Here is a 17,199-nt window from a genome sequence, read left to right as displayed (position 1 = left end):
CAGCAGGGCTTGCGTAGCGGAGAAGCAGTATGACCGAGCATGCGGTGGCGATTGCAGGATGTGGTCCGACAGGGATGATGCTGGCGGCAGAACTGGCATTGGCCGGGGTGGATGTCGTGGTCATTGAACGACGCAGCAATCAGGATCTGGACGGGTCGCGCGCGGGAGGTCTTCACTCGCGCACGGTCGAAGTTCTTGATCAGCGTGGCGTCGCCGAACGATTCATTTCGGAGGGGAAGATCCACCTGACATTTCCCCATTCATTGGTCTGCCTGGACTTCAGCGAACTGCCCAGCCGCCACAATTATGTGCTTGGGTTATGGCAGCGCCATATCGAGCGCATCATGTCCGCCTGGATCGAAGAGCTCGGCATCCGGATCCTGCGCGGTTGCGAGGTGGTTGGCTTTGCCCAGGACAACACTGGCGTCGACGTCAAGCTGTCCAACGGCAATTCGCTTCGGGCTGAATATCTCGTCGGCTGCGATGGAGGGCGCAGCGTGGTCCGCAAGGCCGCGGGCATCGACTTCACTGGATTGGAACCATCGACAAGCTGGCTGATCGCCGAGGTCGAGATGGATCAGGAGCCCGAGGCCGGCCTGCGTCGGGACAGCCATGGCACCCACGGCATGGGTCGGACGGAAGAGGGTGGACCGATTCGGGTTGTACTGACCGAAAGGGCTCTCCAACGTGCTGGCGATCCCGGTATGGACGAGCTTCGCGAAGCCCTTGTCGCGGTGTACGGCACGGACTATGGCCTTCGCAGTGCCAGCTGGATATCCAGGTTCACCGACATGACGCGCCAGGCGGTGTCTTACCGCAAGGGCCGTGTGCTGCTGGCTGGAGATGCCGCGCATATTCATCCCCCGCAGGGCGGGCAGGGCCTCAATACCGGTGTGCAGGATGCGATGAATCTGGGGTGGAAGCTTGCGCAAGTGGTGAAGAGAACATCACCGGAGAGCCTGCTGGACACCTACCATGCCGAACGGTATCCAGTGGGCGCCCGTGTGTTGCGTAATACAGTGGCGCAAGTGGTGCTGAGCATGCCTGACGACCGTCATCAGGCCCTGCGCGCGACGATGATCGAACTGCTTGATACGAACGAGCCGCGCAGGCGCTTTGCCGCGATGCTCTCCGGTCTGGACATCCATTACGACCTTGGTGATGGACACCCGTTGCTCGGACGGCGCATGCCCGACCTGGACCTGCATACCGCCGATGGGCCTATGCGTGTTTTCACCCTATTGCACCAGGGCCGGCCGGTCCTTATCAAGTTCGAGGAGCGGGGGAATTTCGATAAATCCTCGTGGGCGGATCGAATCCAGTTGGTCGACGCCAGCTATGACGGCAAATGGGAGCTGCCGGTACTCGGTGAGATCGCTGCCCCTTCCGTCGTGCTGATTCGACCTGACGGATATGTGGCTTGGGCAGGGGATCACGCGAACGCGGGACTCACCGAAGCTTTAACCGCGTGGTTCGGTCCCGCGCCTCATCACTGATGGATCAAGCGTCATTCGCGGGCACGGATGCCCGCACGACATCCTGCTTCCTCCAGAAGCCCGCGAGGATCAAGGCGCCAAACGTCCATTCCGATACGCCGAGGAACCAGCTGGCACCACGGATGCCCAACGCCGGATACATCCAGGAAATAAGCGGGCCATTGCTTATGAATGGAATCAGCGTCTGCGCTTCGTATTCGAACCACTTCTGGTAGCCGAAGAAGAAGAACATGATCACCGTGGAAGCGCGAACCAGGTGGTAATCGAGATCCTTCTTTAAAAGCCCTGAATTTGCCAAAACGTTGATGAGCGATTTCATGATCGATACCTCATCCTGTCGGAATGGGTGAATTGGGAAACCCCCGGAGCCGGCGACGGATCGCCTGCTTGATGGGTATGCACTTTACGTAGGGGATTCGAGCCTGTTAATGTCGAAAATGATCATTTTCATGCTTATTCGGCTCACTGGAATCCTCACGTGTCCCCGCCCCTGGACTGGCTAAGCCGCCTGCTGGAAATGACGCCTGTTCGCGGCCAGCTTGACCTGCGCTGTTATTACAGCGCGCCCTGGCGTATCGATCAGGACGCTTCCGCCGCGGGTGAGATCCCGTATCACGTCGTGGTAAGTGGATCTGCCTTACTGGAGGACCCGGCAGGCGGAGCAGCGCAGCGTCTTGCCCCGGGGGACATTCTTCTGCTGGCCAATGGCGAAGCCCATTCGCTGCACGATGGCAGCGGCGCTCGCCCCAAGCCTGCTCGCGAGCGCATGGCGGCGAATCTTGTCTTCAGTGAGAACATCGGCAAAGGCGATCGCCTGGACATGTTGTGCGGCCGTTTCGTGTTCACCGCCGCGCACGCGCGCCTATTGCGCACCTATTTGCCGGAGCGATTGATCGTGCGGTCGTCCGGTCAAAACGGCTTTGGAGAAACACTTGAATCAGGCGCGGATCTGGCTGGCTTGCTGGCGCTCATGCGCAAGGAATCGGGCGTGGACAGTCTTGGCGGCCGCGCCATGCTCAATGCATTGTCCGCCGCGCTATTTGCACTTACCTTGCGCTTTGCCAGCGAGTCGGGCGAAGCGCCGGCCGGCATGCTTGCCCTTGCCGGCTACCCACGCCTGGCCCCCGCGATGGAAGCCATGTTTCACAGCCCAGGGCATCCCTGGACTCTTCCCTCGCTGGCAAGCCTTTGCAACATGTCCCGGGCGACGTTCGTGCGCCTGTTCCGGGAGAAGCTGGGGCGTTCGGCCAGTGATTTCCTGACCGATATCCGCATGACGCTCGCGTCCAACGAACTTCGCAAACCGTCTGCATCCACCGGCGCCGTGGCGGACATGGTCGGCTATCAATCGGAGGCAGCATTCCAGCGGGCTTTCAAGTTGCATATCGGCGTGACGCCTGCGCGCTGGCGGAAGACGGCAGATCTTGATTAGGACCACTGGAACGTTATCGAGCCGCTCCCACGCGCCTGTGGCGTGAGGTCTTCTCCGGCGTCTTGGTTCCATCGCTCGCCTGGCCTGCCTTCATCACCACCGTACCCGGTATGTGCTGCGTGCCCCAGCGCACGAATGCGAGCAGCACATTGCCAAGGTCCTTTCCTTTCGGGGTGAGCGTATAGGAGTAACGCACGGGGCGTTCCTGGTACGGCGCCTTTACAAGGATGCCGGAAGCTTCCAGGCGCTTGAGGCGATCAGCAAGGATGTTGGTGGGAATGCCCTCCCGCGAATCGGCGAGCTCCCCGTAGGTGTGCTTGCCCTGCAGCAGGTCACGCACCACCAGCAACGACCACCTGTCGCCAACCAGGTCGAGTGAATTGGCGAGGGCGCAGGGGGAGCGCAGGAAGGCCTTGTGGGTGCTCACGTGTCCGGTTCTCCGTTGCCCAGGGGCAAGTTACTTGCAGAGTGCAAGTCATAGTGCTACGTTCGCCACACACTTGCAAAATGCAAGTTACTGGAGAGCCCATGGAAACTACCGCCCTTCAACACCCGGCCGGGTTGCCGACAACTGGATCCCGCGGTGTTCGCGTCAACATGATCATCGTTTTGGCCGTTTGGTTCGTGCTTGTCTTATCCCTGGGTGCAGAGGGGCTTTTCCTTGGCCCTCCGGGGAAGCCGCCCATTGCCATGGCGCTAGGCTTCAGTGCGCCCTTGCTGCTGTTCTTTGCATGGCTGCGGCTCTCGCGGTCATTCCGCGAATTCATTCTTTCGCTTGATCTGCGTCTCATCACGGGTATGCAGGCATGGCGGTGGGAGGGCTTCGGCTTCCTTGCCTTGTACGCCAACCACGTGTTGCCTGCGGGTTTCGCCATAACGGCCGGGCTTGGGGATATGGCCGTCGCTTTCGCCGCGCCGTGGATGGTGCGTGGACTGATACGGCGACCGGAATTCGCAGCCAGCGCCGCCTTCGTCCGCTGGAACGTCCTGGGCATACTGGATCTTGTCGTGGCGGTCAGCCTTGGCGCCATAAGCGCCACGCTAGCCGCAGCGCATCCGGGAGAGCTCAACACCACGCCCATGGCAACCCTGCCATTGATTCTGATCCCTGCATTCCAGGTGCCGTTGTTCATCATGCTGCATGCAACGGCGCTGATGCAGAGCCGGCAGATGGCCCGTGAAGTTGCAGGCCGCTTACCCGTCCAGGCAAGCGGCTAGCCCGAATCTACGGTGCGGCCACGGGAATCATCCCGATGCTGCCCATCCACGTCTCGGCCAGGGCAGGCCAGTGCGTAATCGGATTCTCCGTCGGCCTTAGCCCGAACGCGTGCCCCCCGTGGGGATACAGATGCATTTCCACGGGCACGTCGGCGTTCTTCAAGGCGGCATAATAAACCTGCGTTTGGTGCACGCCATCCACATGGTCGTCCTCCGCCTGTAGCAGGAAGGTCGGTGGCGATGCATGCGAAAACGGCAGGTTGGGATTCAAGGTGTCGCGATCGGTCGCCACATGCCCCGGATAAATCGCCAGCGCAAAGTCCGGGCGGCTGCTTTCCTTGTCGGCCGCATCGACCGGTTTATAGGTCTGGCGCTTGAAGTTCGTGCTGACCTCCGCCACCAGGAATCCACCCGCGGAAAATCCGAGCACTCCCACCTTGTGGGGATCGATGTGCCATTCCGCGGCGCGGGAGCGCACCAGCCGTATCGTTCTTTGCGCGTCCTGCAAGGACGGCATCGACAATTGCAGGTTGTGGGGGCGGCAATCGCACTGCCATTCATAGGGAATGCTTGGCACGCGATACTTGAGGAGCACGCAGGTAACGCCTTTGGCCGTCAACCAATCGCAGACATCGGTGCCCTCCAGGTCCATGGCCAGTATCTCGAAGCCGCCGCCTGGAAACACCACGACCGCAGCGCCGGTGTTTTCCCCTTTCGGGGCATAAACCGTCATCGTCGGTTGCGATACGTTTTTTACACCGCTTACGGTTTTACCGCCGATCAGATCTTTCTGGTTTGTCCACGTGTCTTCCGGTCCGGGCATGGGCTTGGAGTCGGGCGGCGGTCCTGGCCATATCGGTGTTTGCGTATACCCGGCTGCGGGCTGCCAAGCATTCGTCTGTGCATGTGCGCTTCCGCATGCCGCCAGCAGGCACACGGCAATGACCCAAAGCTTCATAACGCTTCTCCCTTGTGGCGCTCGGCCAAGTGAAACCCCTTTCCCGGATCCTGCGCGACGCATCGGCCCGATGGCGGTCGCTTCCATGGATTTCTTCGGGCAAGCTTCTTTCAAGCTCATGGCGCGTGTCTTGCCAGCCAGCGCCTCGCGGCGTCATAGTCTGGTGCATCGTTGCGGGGAGGACGGCAATGGGCTCAATCGTTGATCTGCATGTTTCGCGGTACCAACCCAATGGCCAGATGGCCGAGCACCGGCATGATGAGGCCTGGTTCTGCCTGGTGTTGGACGGTGCCTACGAGGAAACCGTGCTGGGCATGCGCAACGAACACGCGCCGGGCGACCTGCTGTATTGCCCCGCCCACGCCGCGCACGCCCAGCACTTCGGCCAGGTGGGCGCCCGCAAGGTGATCTTCGCTGTCGACGAAAACCTGGCGGCGATTCTGGCCGAACACCGCACGCGGATGGATGGACGTCCGTTGCTGCGCCGCTCGCGTCGACTTCTGGCGATGGGACGTGCCATCGTCGATGCCATGGCGGTCGGTGACGTCTTCGCCCCGATGTCCGCGCAGGCGCTCGCGCTCGACCTCCTGGCCGAGACCGGGCGTGGGCTGGCCGAACTTACCCATGCCGAGCCAGGCTGGCTGCGACGGGTGCGCGCTCGCCTGCATGAAGATCCCGCTGCGGACATGACGCTGGAGACCTTGGCCAAACTGGCCGGTCGCCATCCCGTGCACCTGGCCCGGAGCTTCCGTAGCTTCCATCACTGCACCGTGGGCGACTACGTCAGGCGCCTGCGCGTGGAGCGTGCCGCACACTTGCTGCGCACGACGCGCCGGCCCCAGCTGGAGATCGCCCTGGATTGTGGTTTTGCCGGTGCCACGCAATTTTCGCGCTCGTTCCGGGCCGTGCATGCCACCACGCCTTCCGCGTGGCGCCAGGCCATGCGCTAGCCGCGCTAATCCTGGTAAAGCAAGCCACGTGCTCCCTTGTTAGGGTGCGCGAATGAAAACACTCCCTATGCTTTGCCTGCTGGCTTTCGCCAGCCCCGCGGTGTTTGCTCAGGATCATCGGATCGACGGCGGCGCCTATTTCGCCAGCCCGGCCCAGGAAGCAACCGATCGAGCCCAACTGGCCACCGACATCGCCGCGTTGCCGGTGCTCGATGCGCCCACGCCAACGGCCTTGCTGGACTATCTACATCGCAGCGAGGCCTTGCTCTCGCGCGCCCAGCGCCATGGCGCCTGGCTGCACCTGCAGACGGCGCGGGACATCGACGACCAGGCAGCGGCCCAGGCAAGTTCCGATGTTGGTGCTGAGCGCGACACCCTGGTGACACGCGCCCAACAGACCCTGCGCAAACTCGGCAAGGACGGATTCGATCGCGACGTCGCGGCGTTGCCCGAACTGGGCCGCTACCGCTGGCTGTTCGAGGGCGCCACGCGCAACCTTCCGCACGAGTTGCCCGAGGGTGAGCAGAAAGTTATGGATGACCTTTCCGACCAGGCCAGCACCGCCTACTGGAACATCTACCAGAAGACGCGCCGCGCCACGGCCTACGGCAAGGTGCTGGGCAGCCACGGCGAGCTCGACGCCGGTAAGGACGCCGACGCATTGGCGACGGACCCCGATCGCAACGTGCGCCAGCGCGCGTGGCTGCAGCGCGAGCAAGCGCTGGCCGCGCAGGGTGAAACCTACGCTTCCATCCTGGTCGGCATCGTCGGGGTCAACGACCATACGGCCAGGTTGCAGAATTTCGCCGACGCGCCCGAGGCTATTTATTTCGCCCGCATGTTCGACCGCGCCGACGTCGACGCCACGGCCAGGGCCGTCCAGGCACAGGCCTCGGCGCTGATGGACTACCAGCGCCTGCGCGCGGCGCACATCGGACGCCAGCTCGGCTTGGAGACGGTGCACAGCTGGGACCTGGCCGTGCCACTGGCGGGGTTCACGCCGCCGGCTTTCGACTACGACGAACTGCGCCGGATCATTCCGCTCGCGCTTGCACCCCTGGGCCGGGACTACACCGAGCATTTCCGTCAGCTGCTCGATCCCGCCAACCAACGCACGGATCTGGCCACCGCGCAGGGGAACCGTGTCAACGATTCCTTCTCCATAGAGGCTCCAGGCGTTCCCACTGGCCTGTTCCTGGGCCAATGGAAGCCCACGCTGAAGGCGGCCAGCGTGGTGGCCCACGAAGGCGGCCACGCCCTGCACAGCCAACTGATGAACGAGCACGGCGTGTCGCCCTTCTATAACCACGGGTCCAGCTGGATGCAGGAAGGCGTGGCCATCCTCAACGAGATGCTGTTCTATGAATACCTTTACCGGCATGCGGACAGCCCCGCCGCCAAGGCGCACTACCTGCAGGCGCAGCTCGATGAAATGACCTTCGAGATATTCACCTCGGCCGAGGAAGCGCAGCTGGAAGCAGGCATCTACGACGGCGTTGTCGCCGGGAAGATCCATGGTGCCAGCGACATGGACAAGCTCACATTGGAGACAACGCGCCGCTTCGAGATCTGGCCGTCCGTCGACCCGGAGCTGGCCCATGCATGGATCGGCAAGCGGCTGATGTTCGAAGACCCGTTGTACCTGGCCAATTACCTGTACGCCGGCCTGTGGGCGACGAAGATGTTCGATATGGCCACTCACGACCCGGCCGATTTCCAGAAGCGCTACGCCGCGCTGATGGCCGAAGGCTTCGACGCTTCGCCCAAGGTGTTGCTAAACCATTTCTTCGGCCGCGACCTCGCTCCGGATCAACTGGTGGGTGACGCCAGTGGCGTCATCCGGCGCAAGACTGCGGCCCTACAAGCCCTTTACCGGCAGCTCGACAGCCATATTACGGCGACTGTGTCGGCCGCTTCGCACGCCAAGGCTCCATCGGAGCCTTGATATAGCGCCTGTATACATACCCCCAGGGCAGTGCGATGGGCACCAGCACCACGCCCATCATGCAGGCGAAAAGTGTTTGGGCCGCATAGTCGTCCAGGCCGCCGTGGAGCCACATGCGGAACGCGAAGGCCACGACCCAGATCACCTTCCAGATGAGCTCGAAAAGCAGGATCGGAATCATCTGCACTGGATAACGAAGGCCAAGCGCGCACATCACCGACAGGCCTCCCAAGAGGGCGTGGATCACGGTCTCCTGGTTGGCTGCCGTTCCAGGCGGCGCGATGATGTCCGGCCATACGGTTAGTGCCAGGCCCACGGCAATGAACAAGTACATGCCACGCAAAAGGAAGAGCCGAAGGGTGCTGACTTCATAAACAGGTGTGTTGTTCATGTCGGTCGCCTGGACGAGGGAGCTTCGAAACTTCTCACGAGAGTTGCTGATCGACCCGAATCGAGCTTACGCGTGTCGAGGTCGGCCAACAATCCGTTTGGCGGTCCCCTTGCGTCGTGCCCATTACCGCTGCATCCTGCGCCGATGAAAGCAATCGCTCCCACCGCGGCGGAATTGACGATCCTGCGAGTGCTTTGGCGCCGAGGGCCCTCCACCGTGCGTGACGTTCACGAAGAGGTTTATGCCGAGACCGGAACCGGCTACACCAGTTCGCTGAAGATCATGCAGAACATGCTGGCCAAGGGGCTGGTAACGCGGGCAGAGGATGCCAGGCAGCACATCTACGCGGCGGCGGTTTCCGAACGCCCCACGCTCAACCACCTGGTGAGCGGCTGGATGGACAGCGCTTTTGACGGATCTTCCCTTGCGCTCGCCATGCAGGCGCTTGACGCGCGCCCGGTGGCTGCCGACGAACTCGCGCAACTCAAAGCCCTGATCAAGAAGCTCGAGAAAAACGTGTCGTGAGCTTCTTCACCTTCGCCTACCTGATTCGGCTTGGCGTGTGGGGATTGGCGGCTGCACTGGTCCAGGGCGGACTGCTGGCGTTGTCCTGGCTTGCTTGGGAACGGGTCATGGCGAATGCGACGGCCGCCTTGCGGCATCGCATGGCCTGCATCCATTTTGCGGCACTCGTTGTCCTGCCGGTGTTGACCGTCGTGGTCGTGTACTGGACGGTCGCAGGCATGGGCGTTCCTGCCTTGCCCGGCTCGCCCGCGGCCGAACTGCCATTACTCATGGCCAGTTATCGCAAGGTCTTCTGGCTCTGCCTGTCGCTGGTCATGCTGTGGTTTGCCGGGGCATTGTTGATGATGCTGCGGTTGGCCATGGATGCACGCCGAGTGGCTCGACTCCATCGTAGACGCGCGCCCGAGGCGCTGGTCGAATCGGTGCACCGGTTGGCTCGCGATCGGATGAGCGTAAGGGTGCAAGACATCCAGATAGCCGATGTCGCCACACCGCAGATCATCGGCGCGTGGCGGCCGGTACTCCTGATACCGCGCGATCTGGCGTGCGTCCTGTCGATGGCGCAATGGGAAGCCGTGCTGCTGCACGAACTGGCGCACGTGCGGCGACGCGATTTTGGCTGGAACCTGCTGCAGCGCCTGCAGCTTGCGCTTCTGTGGTTCCATCCCGCGGCCTGGACGCTCTATGGCCGCGTGTCGCGGGAGCGCGAGGCCTGCTGCGACGCCCTGGCGGTACGCCACGGCGCGTCGGCCACGGGCCTGGCCCAGGCGCTGGTTTGCCTGGCGGAAAACCGTGTCTCGCCGCATTTGGGCATGGCGATTTCAAGCCAGGGCGAGCTCACCACTCGCGTCCATCGGCTGCTTGGCGTCAACCGCACAGGCCCTCTGCCGGCCGGCCTGCGCTTGGCAGCCATCGCAACCTCGATGCTTTGTCTCCTGGCGCTTGGGGCAGGGCGGCTGGGGCTCGTCGATCCGTCGATGGCCGATGTCTACAACGCAAGCGCCTTCGGGCCCATGATCCTGGTCGACGCTCATGACGACGCAGGGTCGTTTGCGCTTCGCATCAAGCAGGGACGGGTGATCGAAGCCTCGGTCGGGAACCAGCAGCTTCCGAGCGACCGCATCGTGCAGGAAAACGACCGCGTCCTCCTGATGAGTGCCAGGCGGCAACCCATCGTGGCACTGACGGTGACGCCGCAGGCCCGGATCGAATGGGAAGGCCGGCGCTGAAAATTCCCGTGCCGGATTGACAAGGTACGATGCTCGTCGTACAACGCTACGACGCTTATCGTAGAGGTGCCGTTATGCCTACTGCCCGTGGTTCGATTTCGCGGATGCTTGCCCTGTCCATCAGCCTGGCCGGGCTGGCGGCGACACCCGCGATCGCGGCCATCAACCCCGACGATGCCGCCAGAGTTTTCGACGAGGCCAAGGTTATTTGCAACCGCGATGCGGGGGCCCTGTGGGGGCACACGCTGTGCGGTCCGATGCTGCTGGTCGACCCGGCCGATCGCTCCGCGGTGGCCAACCAGGCCGATGCCGGCGGCGTGTTGAAGGCCTCCGGGCCGGTATTCATTGGAGTTTTGCCACCGTCGGAGATCATGGCCAATACTTCGATCCAGTGGTCGGGAACCCGCTGGAGTGAAATTCTGTGGCCCCTGCCGGAGAACACTGAAAAACGACACGTGATGATCGCGCACGAGTCGTTCCACCGTATCCAGCCTGACCTGAAGATGGTGCTGCACGAAGGCGACAACCGGCACCTGGACACCCTGGAAGGGCGATATCTATTGCAGTTGGAATGGCGTGCCTTGGCCAAGGCGCTGAATGCGACGACCAGCGCCGACCGCAAGGTGGCGATCGGCGATGCGCTTTTATTCCGGAGCGAGAGATATCGAATCTTCCCGAATGCGGCAGAAGGCGAGGGCGCGCTCGAGTCGAACGAAGGGGTGGCCGAATATACCGGTGTGAGGTTGGGGCTTCCGACGCCGAAGGCTCGCATCAGCTACGCCATCGGCGACCTCTCCGCTTTCGTGGAGGTCCCGAGCTTTGTCCGTTCCTTCGCCTATGCCACCGGTCCCGCCTACGGCCTGATGCTTGATCAGGCCGATCCCGACTGGCGCCGCAAGCTCGCCTCCGGCCAGCGGCTGGACCAGTTGTTGAGTGCGGCACTGAAGCTTCCTTCGCCGGCGTTCGCCACCCTCAAGGCCCGCGAGGCGATCTACGATGACGGAACCTTACGCACCCACGAGGTGAAACGTGAGCAGGCGAAGATCGCGCACATGGCGGCGTTGAAGGCCAAGCTCGTCGATGGCCCTGTGTTGACGCTGCCACTCAAGCACAGCAACTACCAGTTCAACCCGCAAACACTGCAGCCGCTGGGCGACTTGGGCATCGTCTATCCCACCATGCGCTTGACCGATGAATGGGGCGCACTGGATGTGGATGGCGACGCCCTGGTCAACCAGGAGAAGAAGGTGGCGAACGTCTCGGCCGCGGGCTTCGATCCGTCGAAGCTGAAGGGTGCAGGCTGGAGCCTCACTTTGAACAAGGGTTGGATCGTCGTGCCTGGTACGCGCAAAGGTGACGTGATCGTGCAGAAGGTTGAAGACCCAGGTCACTAGCATGTCTGCCCCGATGGAGGATCCAGGGCACGCGGTGCTGGACAAGGAGTGCCTGAACTGCGGCGCAAACCTGCACGGCCGCTATTGCTCGGACTGCGGTCAGTCATCCGATGACCATAAGCGCCCGATCCTGCATCTTCTGCGAGAAGGCTTGGAGGGGCTGGTTCATCTCGATGGACGATTAATCCGGACGCTGCCGCTTCTCTTCTTTCGTCCAGGGCAGTTGGCGCGCGATCACATGGACGGCCGCCGCATGCGCCACGTGCCGCCGTTTCGTCTGTTCCTGGTAAGCCTCTTCCTGTTCATGCTGTCGATGGAAGTTGCCGTGCATGGAATGCCCCATGGACATGGGATGACGATCACCGTGCATGAAGGGCCTGTTACCCGGGTTGTCGAGGCAACGCCAAGCCAGATGGCCGATATTCTTTCAGGTGAGAAGACACCGGAGCAGATTGCCAACGGAGTCGGTGTCGCGAGCCCTAGTGCGGGCCGAGAAACACAGGCCGGGCCGAACGAACATTTCTGGTCCGATCCTCGATCATGGACTCGCGGACGCCTCCAGCGCGCGCTGTCCAACCCGGAGTACTTCGAGCTGCTGGTGTTCACCTGGGCGCACAGGCTGGCCATCCTGCTTCTGCCGATCTTCGCCGTCGAACTGATGCTGCTTTATTCGCGGCACAGGCAGTTCTATGCCTATGACCACCTGGTGGTGTCGATGCAGTTCCTGGCCTTCGTGTTTCTCGTCACGGGCCTGGCTTGGCTGGCGCCCGGCCCGTTACGTGGCGCTGCAATCTTTGGCGCGGCGGTGTGGGTTCCTGTCAACCTGCACGGGCTGCTCCGAGGCGCTTATGGCTCAGGCTTCGCGGGAGCTCTTACCCGAACCATCGGCCTGTGGCTTAGCACACAGATCGTATTCATCGTGCTGGTGGTGGGACTGTTGGCCTTTGGCCTTCAGCTGCTTTGACGGGCGGCTTCGGAAGTCAGCCGTCCGAACGCAGCTTGCCGCCCTTGGCCCAGGCGTCGCGCGCCACTTCGGTGATCACGATTTCAACGGTATCCTGCGGGCATTGCAGGATCTCCACGGTGACGCGGGTGGCTTCCTGCACGAAGGCACGCTTTTGCTCAAGCGTGCGTCCGGGATGCATTTCCAGGCGTAGAACGGGCATGGTGATGACGCTCTCATGGATGCCCTGAAGGCGGGCGGTGGCAACATGATGCGCGTGGGCAGGGCGCTGATAAACGTGCGGTAATTTTGCACGCGGTGAACCTATAGGTTCTCAATCAGCTCGACGTCATAACCTTCTGGACGATCTTCCACGTTCCATGAACCTTCAGGCATGACAGCATGTCCGTGAAGACACGCGGCGGGACTAGTAATGTTACCTTCAGGACCGCGAGCTCCTTCTCGACATCTATTGAAAGAATCCGGTCATCGCGCTCGAAGCCCTGGTCCTTTGGCGCGGGTATGTTGCGTACGGCTGCGAGCCACGTTGCAATCGGCGTCACGCTTACGTTGCCGTCATCACCGATCCTTGTCACCGAACTCGATGGATGAAATAGGGATGCAAATTTCTCGGCGTCCATTTCGTAAGCGGCGTCGAAGTAGGTCTGCGCAATCGAACGCAAAGCGGAAACATCCGGAGTCATAGCTGTCCTGGAAGGTTGTTACGCGGAATCGATTCATGCGCCTGGCAATCTGTGCCAAGCGTCGAGTGCCTCGGTATCGGCTGAGTCTTGGCGTTAACTGGCCGACCAAGCCTAGGGCAGGATCTCTATGGCGACTAGCGCTGTTGCGAACGAAGGTGTCATGACCGGGGTTCATAAGTCATGAGAACGAACTGAACTTACTCGCTTCAGTTCAACGGGTACATTCGGAAAGACACGAGTCTTCAAAGAGTATGAACGACTTCGTGCGAAAGTCGTCTGGTGCCCCAGGGCATCGCGAGATAACGGTCATGCCCCATTGCTGCGTGCATACCTGTCGGCACGTCGTAGTACACATCCACTACAAAAGGCCAAGTCACCTGTGATCTCACAGGAATAGACTCGAGTCCGACAGTGCGTCCGTCAAAGGTAAATCCCTCGACACGATTCACGACTAGCTGGTGCGATGTGTCTCTCATGCAGTCATTCTTTGAGGCGACCGCCAGACCAAACCCACCGGTCGCGAAGCATGCGGCTGTCAGGGCACCTACGCCAATCCATTTCTTTGCTGCCGACATCCCCATCGCCATCTCCATTGTTGTGCTGTTCAAACACGCTCCTGGCACGGCTCGAGGTCCCCGGTGTAAAGACTACCTTGCCCAGGAGATACCTGCGGGTAGAGGAGGGCCGTAGAGGTAGTGCAGAACGCGGCGGGGCATGGAAGCTCGTGGCTTGCCGGAGGAGTGGATGAGCAGCGGGTGCATGACTAGGACGCCGCCCCTCGGGACAGTGCAACTGACCCTGTGTGCGGCATGCTGGCTGACCGAAGCGCTCGTCATCCGCCCATTTGCATGGCTTCCGGGTACGACCTCGAGCGGCCCGGTTTCCGAGGCATGATCGTCCAGTTGAAGGCGTACGGCGATCAGCTGTTCCAGGACCGATGTGGGCGGCTGGACGAACCACACGTTCTCTTTCCTTGACCAGCCGGACCAGCCAGGGGTGTCGACACGGTCAGAGACAGGAATACTCAGGTCTTGATGGGGCGTTACCGACCAGGTCGCATCCACTCCCTTGGCGAATAAAGAGCATTGCACGACCCGGTGTGCTTCGCTCATCAAGCCCATGGCGATGAGTTGCTGTTGTAGTTCCACGGCTGTTCGATCGACAGCTGGCAAACCCAGCAGACTACGTGAGCCCGGTTTGCCCGGAGCTGTCGTCGAGATGGTTTCGATCAGTTCATCGCACGCCTGAAGCGAAATGAGCTCCGGCACTATGACAAAGCCATCGTCTGGAAACGCCACGGCGAGTCCTTCCGTTCGATATTGGCCGCCTTTATGACCGCTTTGTGATGTGGACTCAAGCGATGGCATGGCAGTCAATCCGACGTGGACGGAAGAACACGATTCCTTCGGTCGAAATTCGGGCTCAACTTTGAGACGCTTCTGATGGAAGTGCCGATGCGGATTCAGGAGAATGTTCGTGTTGCCGGTACATCGGCAACCGGGTGTAGCAACCTGAAGAAGTGGCGGACGCCGTGGACATCACGGCGCTTCGCTTCCCCCTTTTATGGCGGGCGGTCAGGCGGACTTCGGTCCGGCCGGCTACTTCTCCGGTTTGCTACCCTGGCTCGCTCGCCGCTCCTTCTGCTTTTCCGTAAGCGGTGTACGAGTCTTGTGGAACGGCATGGACGCATCGGGCAGGTGACAATGTTCCGGGGTACGCTGGTCGGGAGCGTGACAACGACCGATCTCGCTTCGTCGGCGCAAGCCGGGGGCGTCCATTCCGTCCCAACCGTTCTGGGACGCGACACCCGGGGGCATGACCCCACCTGAACGGAAAGGAACTATTCCAGGCTACCCGTTTATCCGGGCGCAAGGAATTGCAAGGCACACTCGAGCCGGTAATAACCCCGGCCTCGTGCCTTGTACGGAGATAAACCCCATGCGCAAGCCCGCCCTGCTACTGGCCACTTCCCTTGGCCTTGTCCTGGCCTCGCACGCCTTTGCTTCCGACCGGCCCGATCCGGGCAAACTCACCACCCGCTGCCTGGATGCCGCAGCGAAGAAATTCGACGTCAAGAACGACTACATCCAGCTGCAGCCGGTGCAGGCCGCCGACAGTGGCTCGGGCTATTCGATCGCCGGCGTCGCCGACGCGGGCATGGACGGCAAGAAGAGTTTCACCTGCCAGTTCGACAAGAAGGGCAAGCTGGCGAACCTCGTCCCCGAGGGTAAGTAAGCGAAACCTCCGCGTCGCGCGCAGGGCGCGGCGCGGAGATTTACCGGCTGATCAGTCCTTACCACCCGACGAGCAAGGCTTGATGATCGGCTTGAGGGTTTCCTCAAGTTGGCCTTGCTCATCCTTCTGCGACAAGTCGTCGATGAAGGGGATGCGATCAGCAGGGTGCGCGGCGATCATCGACCGGTAGGCAAGGATCATGCTGTGTACGCCGGCCACCTGGTTTGTCAGCAATTGGCCCTTCCGCGTGGGGTCGATCAACTGTGAGGCTGCGCTGCCGAAGATGTATTGGCGCATCAGCTGCGAGGCATTGGGCGTCTTCTTCGCCATCAAGGGAGTGACGACACCCGGACAGACAACGTCCACCACATCCTTGCTCTTGTCCTCCCAATCCAGCAGCCATACTTGCACGGCGGCTGCGTTCGGGTCGAACGGATGGGCTTCCAGGAAGGCGGTGAACTTGACCACCTTTTCGGCGTCGCTCATGTCTTCGAGTTTTTTCGCCGGCTCGGCGAAAGCAGTCAAGGCCAGCATGACGCCGGCCACCATCAATGCAGCTCGCATGGGTTCCCCTTGAGAGTCGCCTCCCCGGCGACGCGGGCAACTATAAGGCACTCCGCTCCAGCTCGAACGAGGCTGGAACAATAATTCGGGGCGCTACGCCAGTGCCAGTGCCGTTATCAGCGACAGCCTGCGCGCGCTGCAAGCGCGCGATGCCGCCATGGAGCGATGGCTTCGAGAAGAAGTAGTCCCGGCGTACAACGAACTGCGCGCCGATCCTTCGAAGGGGTTTACCGTTGAGCAGGCCCGCGCCGAAGTGAGCCGCCGCCTTAAGCAGCGAGGGTGACGTTGGCAGTGTTGTGCCATAAGGTCATCGTGGCGCGGCAAGTGGTGGCCAAGACTATGAAAGCGAGTTGCACGCACTCAACATCGAAGCCATCAAGCGCGATGCGGATGCGGAATCGGCGCGTATGGCGTGATGCCGTGGCAATCGAGCGGGAAATTCCTCAATCCCGCCGCTTCTTCCGCTCGTCCTTCCAGACGATCCAGCCGCCGAACAGCGTCATCAGCGCCAGGCCGAACCAGGTGAGGGCGTACATCAGGTGATTGTCGGGGAAGGCGATCACGGTGAGGCCGCCGACGGGGCTATCGCTGCCGTCCCGTCCGGGGGACGATGCGGCATCGGCATCCACGAAATAGGGTGCAGTGGCATCCAGCCCCTTGGCGGCGGCGATGGCAGCAACGTCCCGCGAATACCAGCGATCATGCGCCGGGTCGTTTGCCTGCAGGAAAGCGCCTTTTGGTTCGCTGATGCGCAACAGGCCTACGACCGTTGTCTCGCCCGTGGGGCCGGATGCACAGATCGCCTTGCCACCGCACCACGTCGTCGCAACGAAACCACGGTTTACGATTACCTCGCTGCCGTCCTGCGTGCGCATCGGCGTCAACAACCAGGAACCTGCGCCAAGCTCCGTACTGGCACGCACCCGCACGCTCTTTTCAGGCGCGAATGTACCAGTGAGTTTCACCCGCCGGTATTCATCGTTCGCCGTATTCACCGCAAGCCACCGGTCGCGGTCCGGTGCCATCACCGGCTCCGCATGCACCCGCGCATCCACGCGTGCAACAAGGTCATGCTTCCACGCACGGCGATGCACCTGCCAAAGTCCCAGCGCGATAAATCCCGCGAACACCGCCGCGCCAAGCACGGCTAGCAACCCCAGAACGAAAACGCCGCGCGGTCGGCGCGGCGTCTTCGTGTCGTCTGGCGCATGCATG

At 61.8% G+C, this 17,199-nt stretch carries 19 protein-coding genes; 10 read left to right on the top strand and 9 right to left on the bottom strand.

What is annotated here, in order from left to right:
- The first annotated feature begins 29 nt into the window (after positions 1 to 29).
- The gene (locus tag NDK18_RS04650; RefSeq protein ID WP_250627210.1) at positions 30 to 1,496 is read left to right on the top strand and encodes an FAD-dependent monooxygenase; all 1,467 of its coding nucleotides are present in this window, start codon (positions 30 to 32) and stop codon (positions 1,494 to 1,496) included.
- Between the two features lie 4 nt (positions 1,497 to 1,500).
- Here the strand turns inward: NDK18_RS04650 and NDK18_RS04645 are convergent, their stop codons facing one another.
- Positions 1,501 to 1,815 carry a DUF417 family protein gene (locus NDK18_RS04645; protein WP_250627209.1) on the bottom strand — a complete coding sequence of 105 codons (315 nt, stop codon included), beginning with the start codon at positions 1,813 to 1,815 and terminating at the stop codon, positions 1,501 to 1,503.
- 159 nt (positions 1,816 to 1,974) lie between these two features.
- Here NDK18_RS04645 and NDK18_RS04640 point away from each other — a divergent pair, with 159 nt between their 5' ends.
- Complete coding sequence (locus NDK18_RS04640; protein ID WP_250627208.1) at positions 1,975 to 2,928, top strand: AraC family transcriptional regulator; 954 nt, start codon at positions 1,975 to 1,977, stop codon at positions 2,926 to 2,928.
- A 13-nt stretch (positions 2,929 to 2,941) separates the two neighbouring features.
- Here the strand turns inward: NDK18_RS04640 and NDK18_RS04635 are convergent, their stop codons facing one another.
- On the bottom strand, positions 2,942 to 3,355 hold the full coding sequence (locus NDK18_RS04635; protein ID WP_250627207.1) for a winged helix-turn-helix transcriptional regulator: 414 nt from the start codon (positions 3,353 to 3,355) through the stop codon (positions 2,942 to 2,944).
- 263 nt (positions 3,356 to 3,618) lie between these two features.
- Between NDK18_RS04635 and NDK18_RS04630 the strand changes: the two genes are divergently transcribed.
- A complete protein-coding gene (locus NDK18_RS04630; RefSeq protein ID WP_250627206.1) occupies positions 3,619 to 4,146 on the top strand; it encodes a hypothetical protein in 528 nt (175 codons plus the stop codon).
- A 7-nt stretch (positions 4,147 to 4,153) separates the two neighbouring features.
- Here the strand turns inward: NDK18_RS04630 and NDK18_RS04625 are convergent, their stop codons facing one another.
- Positions 4,154 to 5,104 (bottom strand): alpha/beta hydrolase, encoded by a 951-nt coding sequence (locus tag NDK18_RS04625; RefSeq protein WP_250627205.1) that lies wholly within the window; start codon positions 5,102 to 5,104, stop codon positions 4,154 to 4,156.
- 188 nt (positions 5,105 to 5,292) lie between these two features.
- Between NDK18_RS04625 and NDK18_RS04620 the strand changes: the two genes are divergently transcribed.
- Positions 5,293 to 6,054, top strand: coding sequence for an AraC family transcriptional regulator (locus NDK18_RS04620; RefSeq protein WP_250627204.1), 762 nt, complete (start codon positions 5,293 to 5,295; stop codon positions 6,052 to 6,054).
- Between the two features lie 52 nt (positions 6,055 to 6,106).
- On the top strand, positions 6,107 to 7,999 hold the full coding sequence (locus NDK18_RS04615) for a M3 family metallopeptidase (RefSeq protein ID WP_250627203.1): 1,893 nt from the start codon (positions 6,107 to 6,109) through the stop codon (positions 7,997 to 7,999).
- Here NDK18_RS04615 and NDK18_RS04610 read toward each other — a convergent pair.
- Positions 7,947 to 8,390: a hypothetical protein gene (locus NDK18_RS04610; RefSeq protein WP_250627202.1), complete on the bottom strand. Its 444-nt coding sequence runs from the start codon at positions 8,388 to 8,390 to the stop codon at positions 7,947 to 7,949. The genes NDK18_RS04615 and NDK18_RS04610 overlap by 53 nt on opposite strands.
- A gap of 144 nt (positions 8,391 to 8,534) precedes the next feature.
- Between NDK18_RS04610 and NDK18_RS04605 the strand changes: the two genes are divergently transcribed.
- The 4 genes from NDK18_RS04605 to NDK18_RS04590 all read left to right on the top strand — a co-directional run bounded on the left by NDK18_RS04605 (position 8,535) and on the right by NDK18_RS04590 (position 12,502).
- Positions 8,535 to 8,915, top strand: a complete 381-nt coding sequence (locus tag NDK18_RS04605) for a BlaI/MecI/CopY family transcriptional regulator (RefSeq protein ID WP_250633809.1) — start codon at positions 8,535 to 8,537, stop codon at positions 8,913 to 8,915.
- Positions 8,912 to 10,144 (top strand): M56 family metallopeptidase, encoded by a 1,233-nt coding sequence (locus NDK18_RS04600; RefSeq protein ID WP_250627200.1) that lies wholly within the window; start codon positions 8,912 to 8,914, stop codon positions 10,142 to 10,144. Before NDK18_RS04605 ends, NDK18_RS04600 begins: the two co-directional genes overlap by 4 nt.
- A gap of 74 nt (positions 10,145 to 10,218) precedes the next feature.
- Entirely contained in the window at positions 10,219 to 11,538 is a 1,320-nt protein-coding gene (locus tag NDK18_RS04595) for a hypothetical protein (protein WP_250627199.1), read from the top strand.
- A 1-nt stretch (position 11,539) separates the two neighbouring features.
- Positions 11,540 to 12,502: a DUF3667 domain-containing protein gene (locus NDK18_RS04590; RefSeq protein ID WP_250627198.1), complete on the top strand. Its 963-nt coding sequence runs from the start codon at positions 11,540 to 11,542 to the stop codon at positions 12,500 to 12,502.
- Between the two features lie 16 nt (positions 12,503 to 12,518).
- On the opposite strand, the gene NDK18_RS04585 is transcribed toward NDK18_RS04590, so the two are convergent.
- From NDK18_RS04585 to NDK18_RS04575, 3 genes are all read right to left on the bottom strand, one after another.
- The gene (locus NDK18_RS04585) at positions 12,519 to 12,704 is read right to left on the bottom strand and encodes a 4-oxalocrotonate tautomerase (RefSeq protein ID WP_250627197.1); all 186 of its coding nucleotides are present in this window, start codon (positions 12,702 to 12,704) and stop codon (positions 12,519 to 12,521) included.
- A 115-nt stretch (positions 12,705 to 12,819) separates the two neighbouring features.
- Positions 12,820 to 13,185, bottom strand: a complete 366-nt coding sequence (locus NDK18_RS04580) for a nuclear transport factor 2 family protein (RefSeq protein ID WP_250627196.1) — start codon at positions 13,183 to 13,185, stop codon at positions 12,820 to 12,822.
- Between the two features lie 647 nt (positions 13,186 to 13,832).
- A complete protein-coding gene (locus NDK18_RS04575) occupies positions 13,833 to 14,552 on the bottom strand; it encodes a phytanoyl-CoA dioxygenase family protein (RefSeq protein ID WP_250627195.1) in 720 nt (239 codons plus the stop codon).
- A gap of 571 nt (positions 14,553 to 15,123) precedes the next feature.
- On the opposite strand from NDK18_RS04575, the gene NDK18_RS04570 reads away from it, so the two are divergent.
- Positions 15,124 to 15,420 carry a hypothetical protein gene (locus NDK18_RS04570; RefSeq protein WP_250627194.1) on the top strand — a complete coding sequence of 99 codons (297 nt, stop codon included), beginning with the start codon at positions 15,124 to 15,126 and terminating at the stop codon, positions 15,418 to 15,420.
- 51 nt (positions 15,421 to 15,471) lie between these two features.
- Here the strand turns inward: NDK18_RS04570 and NDK18_RS04565 are convergent, their stop codons facing one another.
- Both NDK18_RS04565 and NDK18_RS04560 read right to left on the bottom strand, forming a co-directional pair.
- Positions 15,472 to 15,984, bottom strand: a complete 513-nt coding sequence (locus NDK18_RS04565; RefSeq protein WP_250627193.1) for a hypothetical protein — start codon at positions 15,982 to 15,984, stop codon at positions 15,472 to 15,474.
- 443 nt (positions 15,985 to 16,427) lie between these two features.
- Positions 16,428 to 17,198 carry an SURF1 family protein gene (locus tag NDK18_RS04560; RefSeq protein WP_250627192.1) on the bottom strand — a complete coding sequence of 257 codons (771 nt, stop codon included), beginning with the start codon at positions 17,196 to 17,198 and terminating at the stop codon, positions 16,428 to 16,430.
- Between the last annotated feature and the right edge of the window lies 1 nt (position 17,199).

Source organism: Pinirhizobacter soli (genome assembly GCF_015905305.1).
Taxonomy (GTDB): domain Bacteria; phylum Pseudomonadota; class Gammaproteobacteria; order Xanthomonadales; family Rhodanobacteraceae; genus Pinirhizobacter; species Pinirhizobacter soli.
Note: the sequence above shows the minus strand (reverse complement) of the source record. Positions and strands in the feature narration are given on the sequence as shown.

Coding starts and splice junctions, on each gene's coding strand:
- NDK18_RS04565 (WP_250627193.1), bottom strand. CDS start 15,984: ATGCGAGCTGCATTGATGGTGGCCGGCGTCATGCTGGCCTTGACTGCT.
- NDK18_RS04625 (WP_250627205.1), bottom strand. CDS start 5,104: ATGAAGCTTTGGGTCATTGCCGTGTGCCTGCTGGCGGCATGCGGAAGC.
- NDK18_RS04590 (WP_250627198.1), top strand. CDS start 11,540: ATGTCTGCCCCGATGGAGGATCCAGGGCACGCGGTGCTGGACAAGGAG.
- NDK18_RS04630 (WP_250627206.1), top strand. CDS start 3,619: ATGGCGCTAGGCTTCAGTGCGCCCTTGCTGCTGTTCTTTGCATGGCTG.
- NDK18_RS04650 (WP_250627210.1), top strand. CDS start 30: ATGACCGAGCATGCGGTGGCGATTGCAGGATGTGGTCCGACAGGGATG.
- NDK18_RS04610 (WP_250627202.1), bottom strand. CDS start 8,390: ATGAACAACACACCTGTTTATGAAGTCAGCACCCTTCGGCTCTTCCTT.
- NDK18_RS04645 (WP_250627209.1), bottom strand. CDS start 1,815: ATGAAATCGCTCATCAACGTTTTGGCAAATTCAGGGCTTTTAAAGAAG.
- NDK18_RS04595 (WP_250627199.1), top strand. CDS start 10,219: ATGCCTACTGCCCGTGGTTCGATTTCGCGGATGCTTGCCCTGTCCATC.
- NDK18_RS04580 (WP_250627196.1), bottom strand. CDS start 13,185: ATGACTCCGGATGTTTCCGCTTTGCGTTCGATTGCGCAGACCTACTTC.
- NDK18_RS04615 (WP_250627203.1), top strand. CDS start 6,107: ATGAAAACACTCCCTATGCTTTGCCTGCTGGCTTTCGCCAGCCCCGCG.
- NDK18_RS04570 (WP_250627194.1), top strand. CDS start 15,124: ATGCGCAAGCCCGCCCTGCTACTGGCCACTTCCCTTGGCCTTGTCCTG.
- NDK18_RS04605 (WP_250633809.1), top strand. CDS start 8,535: ATGAAAGCAATCGCTCCCACCGCGGCGGAATTGACGATCCTGCGAGTG.
- NDK18_RS04585 (WP_250627197.1), bottom strand. CDS start 12,704: ATGCCCGTTCTACGCCTGGAAATGCATCCCGGACGCACGCTTGAGCAA.
- NDK18_RS04560 (WP_250627192.1), bottom strand. CDS start 17,198: ATGCATGCGCCAGACGACACGAAGACGCCGCGCCGACCGCGCGGCGTT.
- NDK18_RS04620 (WP_250627204.1), top strand. CDS start 5,293: ATGGGCTCAATCGTTGATCTGCATGTTTCGCGGTACCAACCCAATGGC.
- NDK18_RS04575 (WP_250627195.1), bottom strand. CDS start 14,552: ATGCCATCGCTTGAGTCCACATCACAAAGCGGTCATAAAGGCGGCCAA.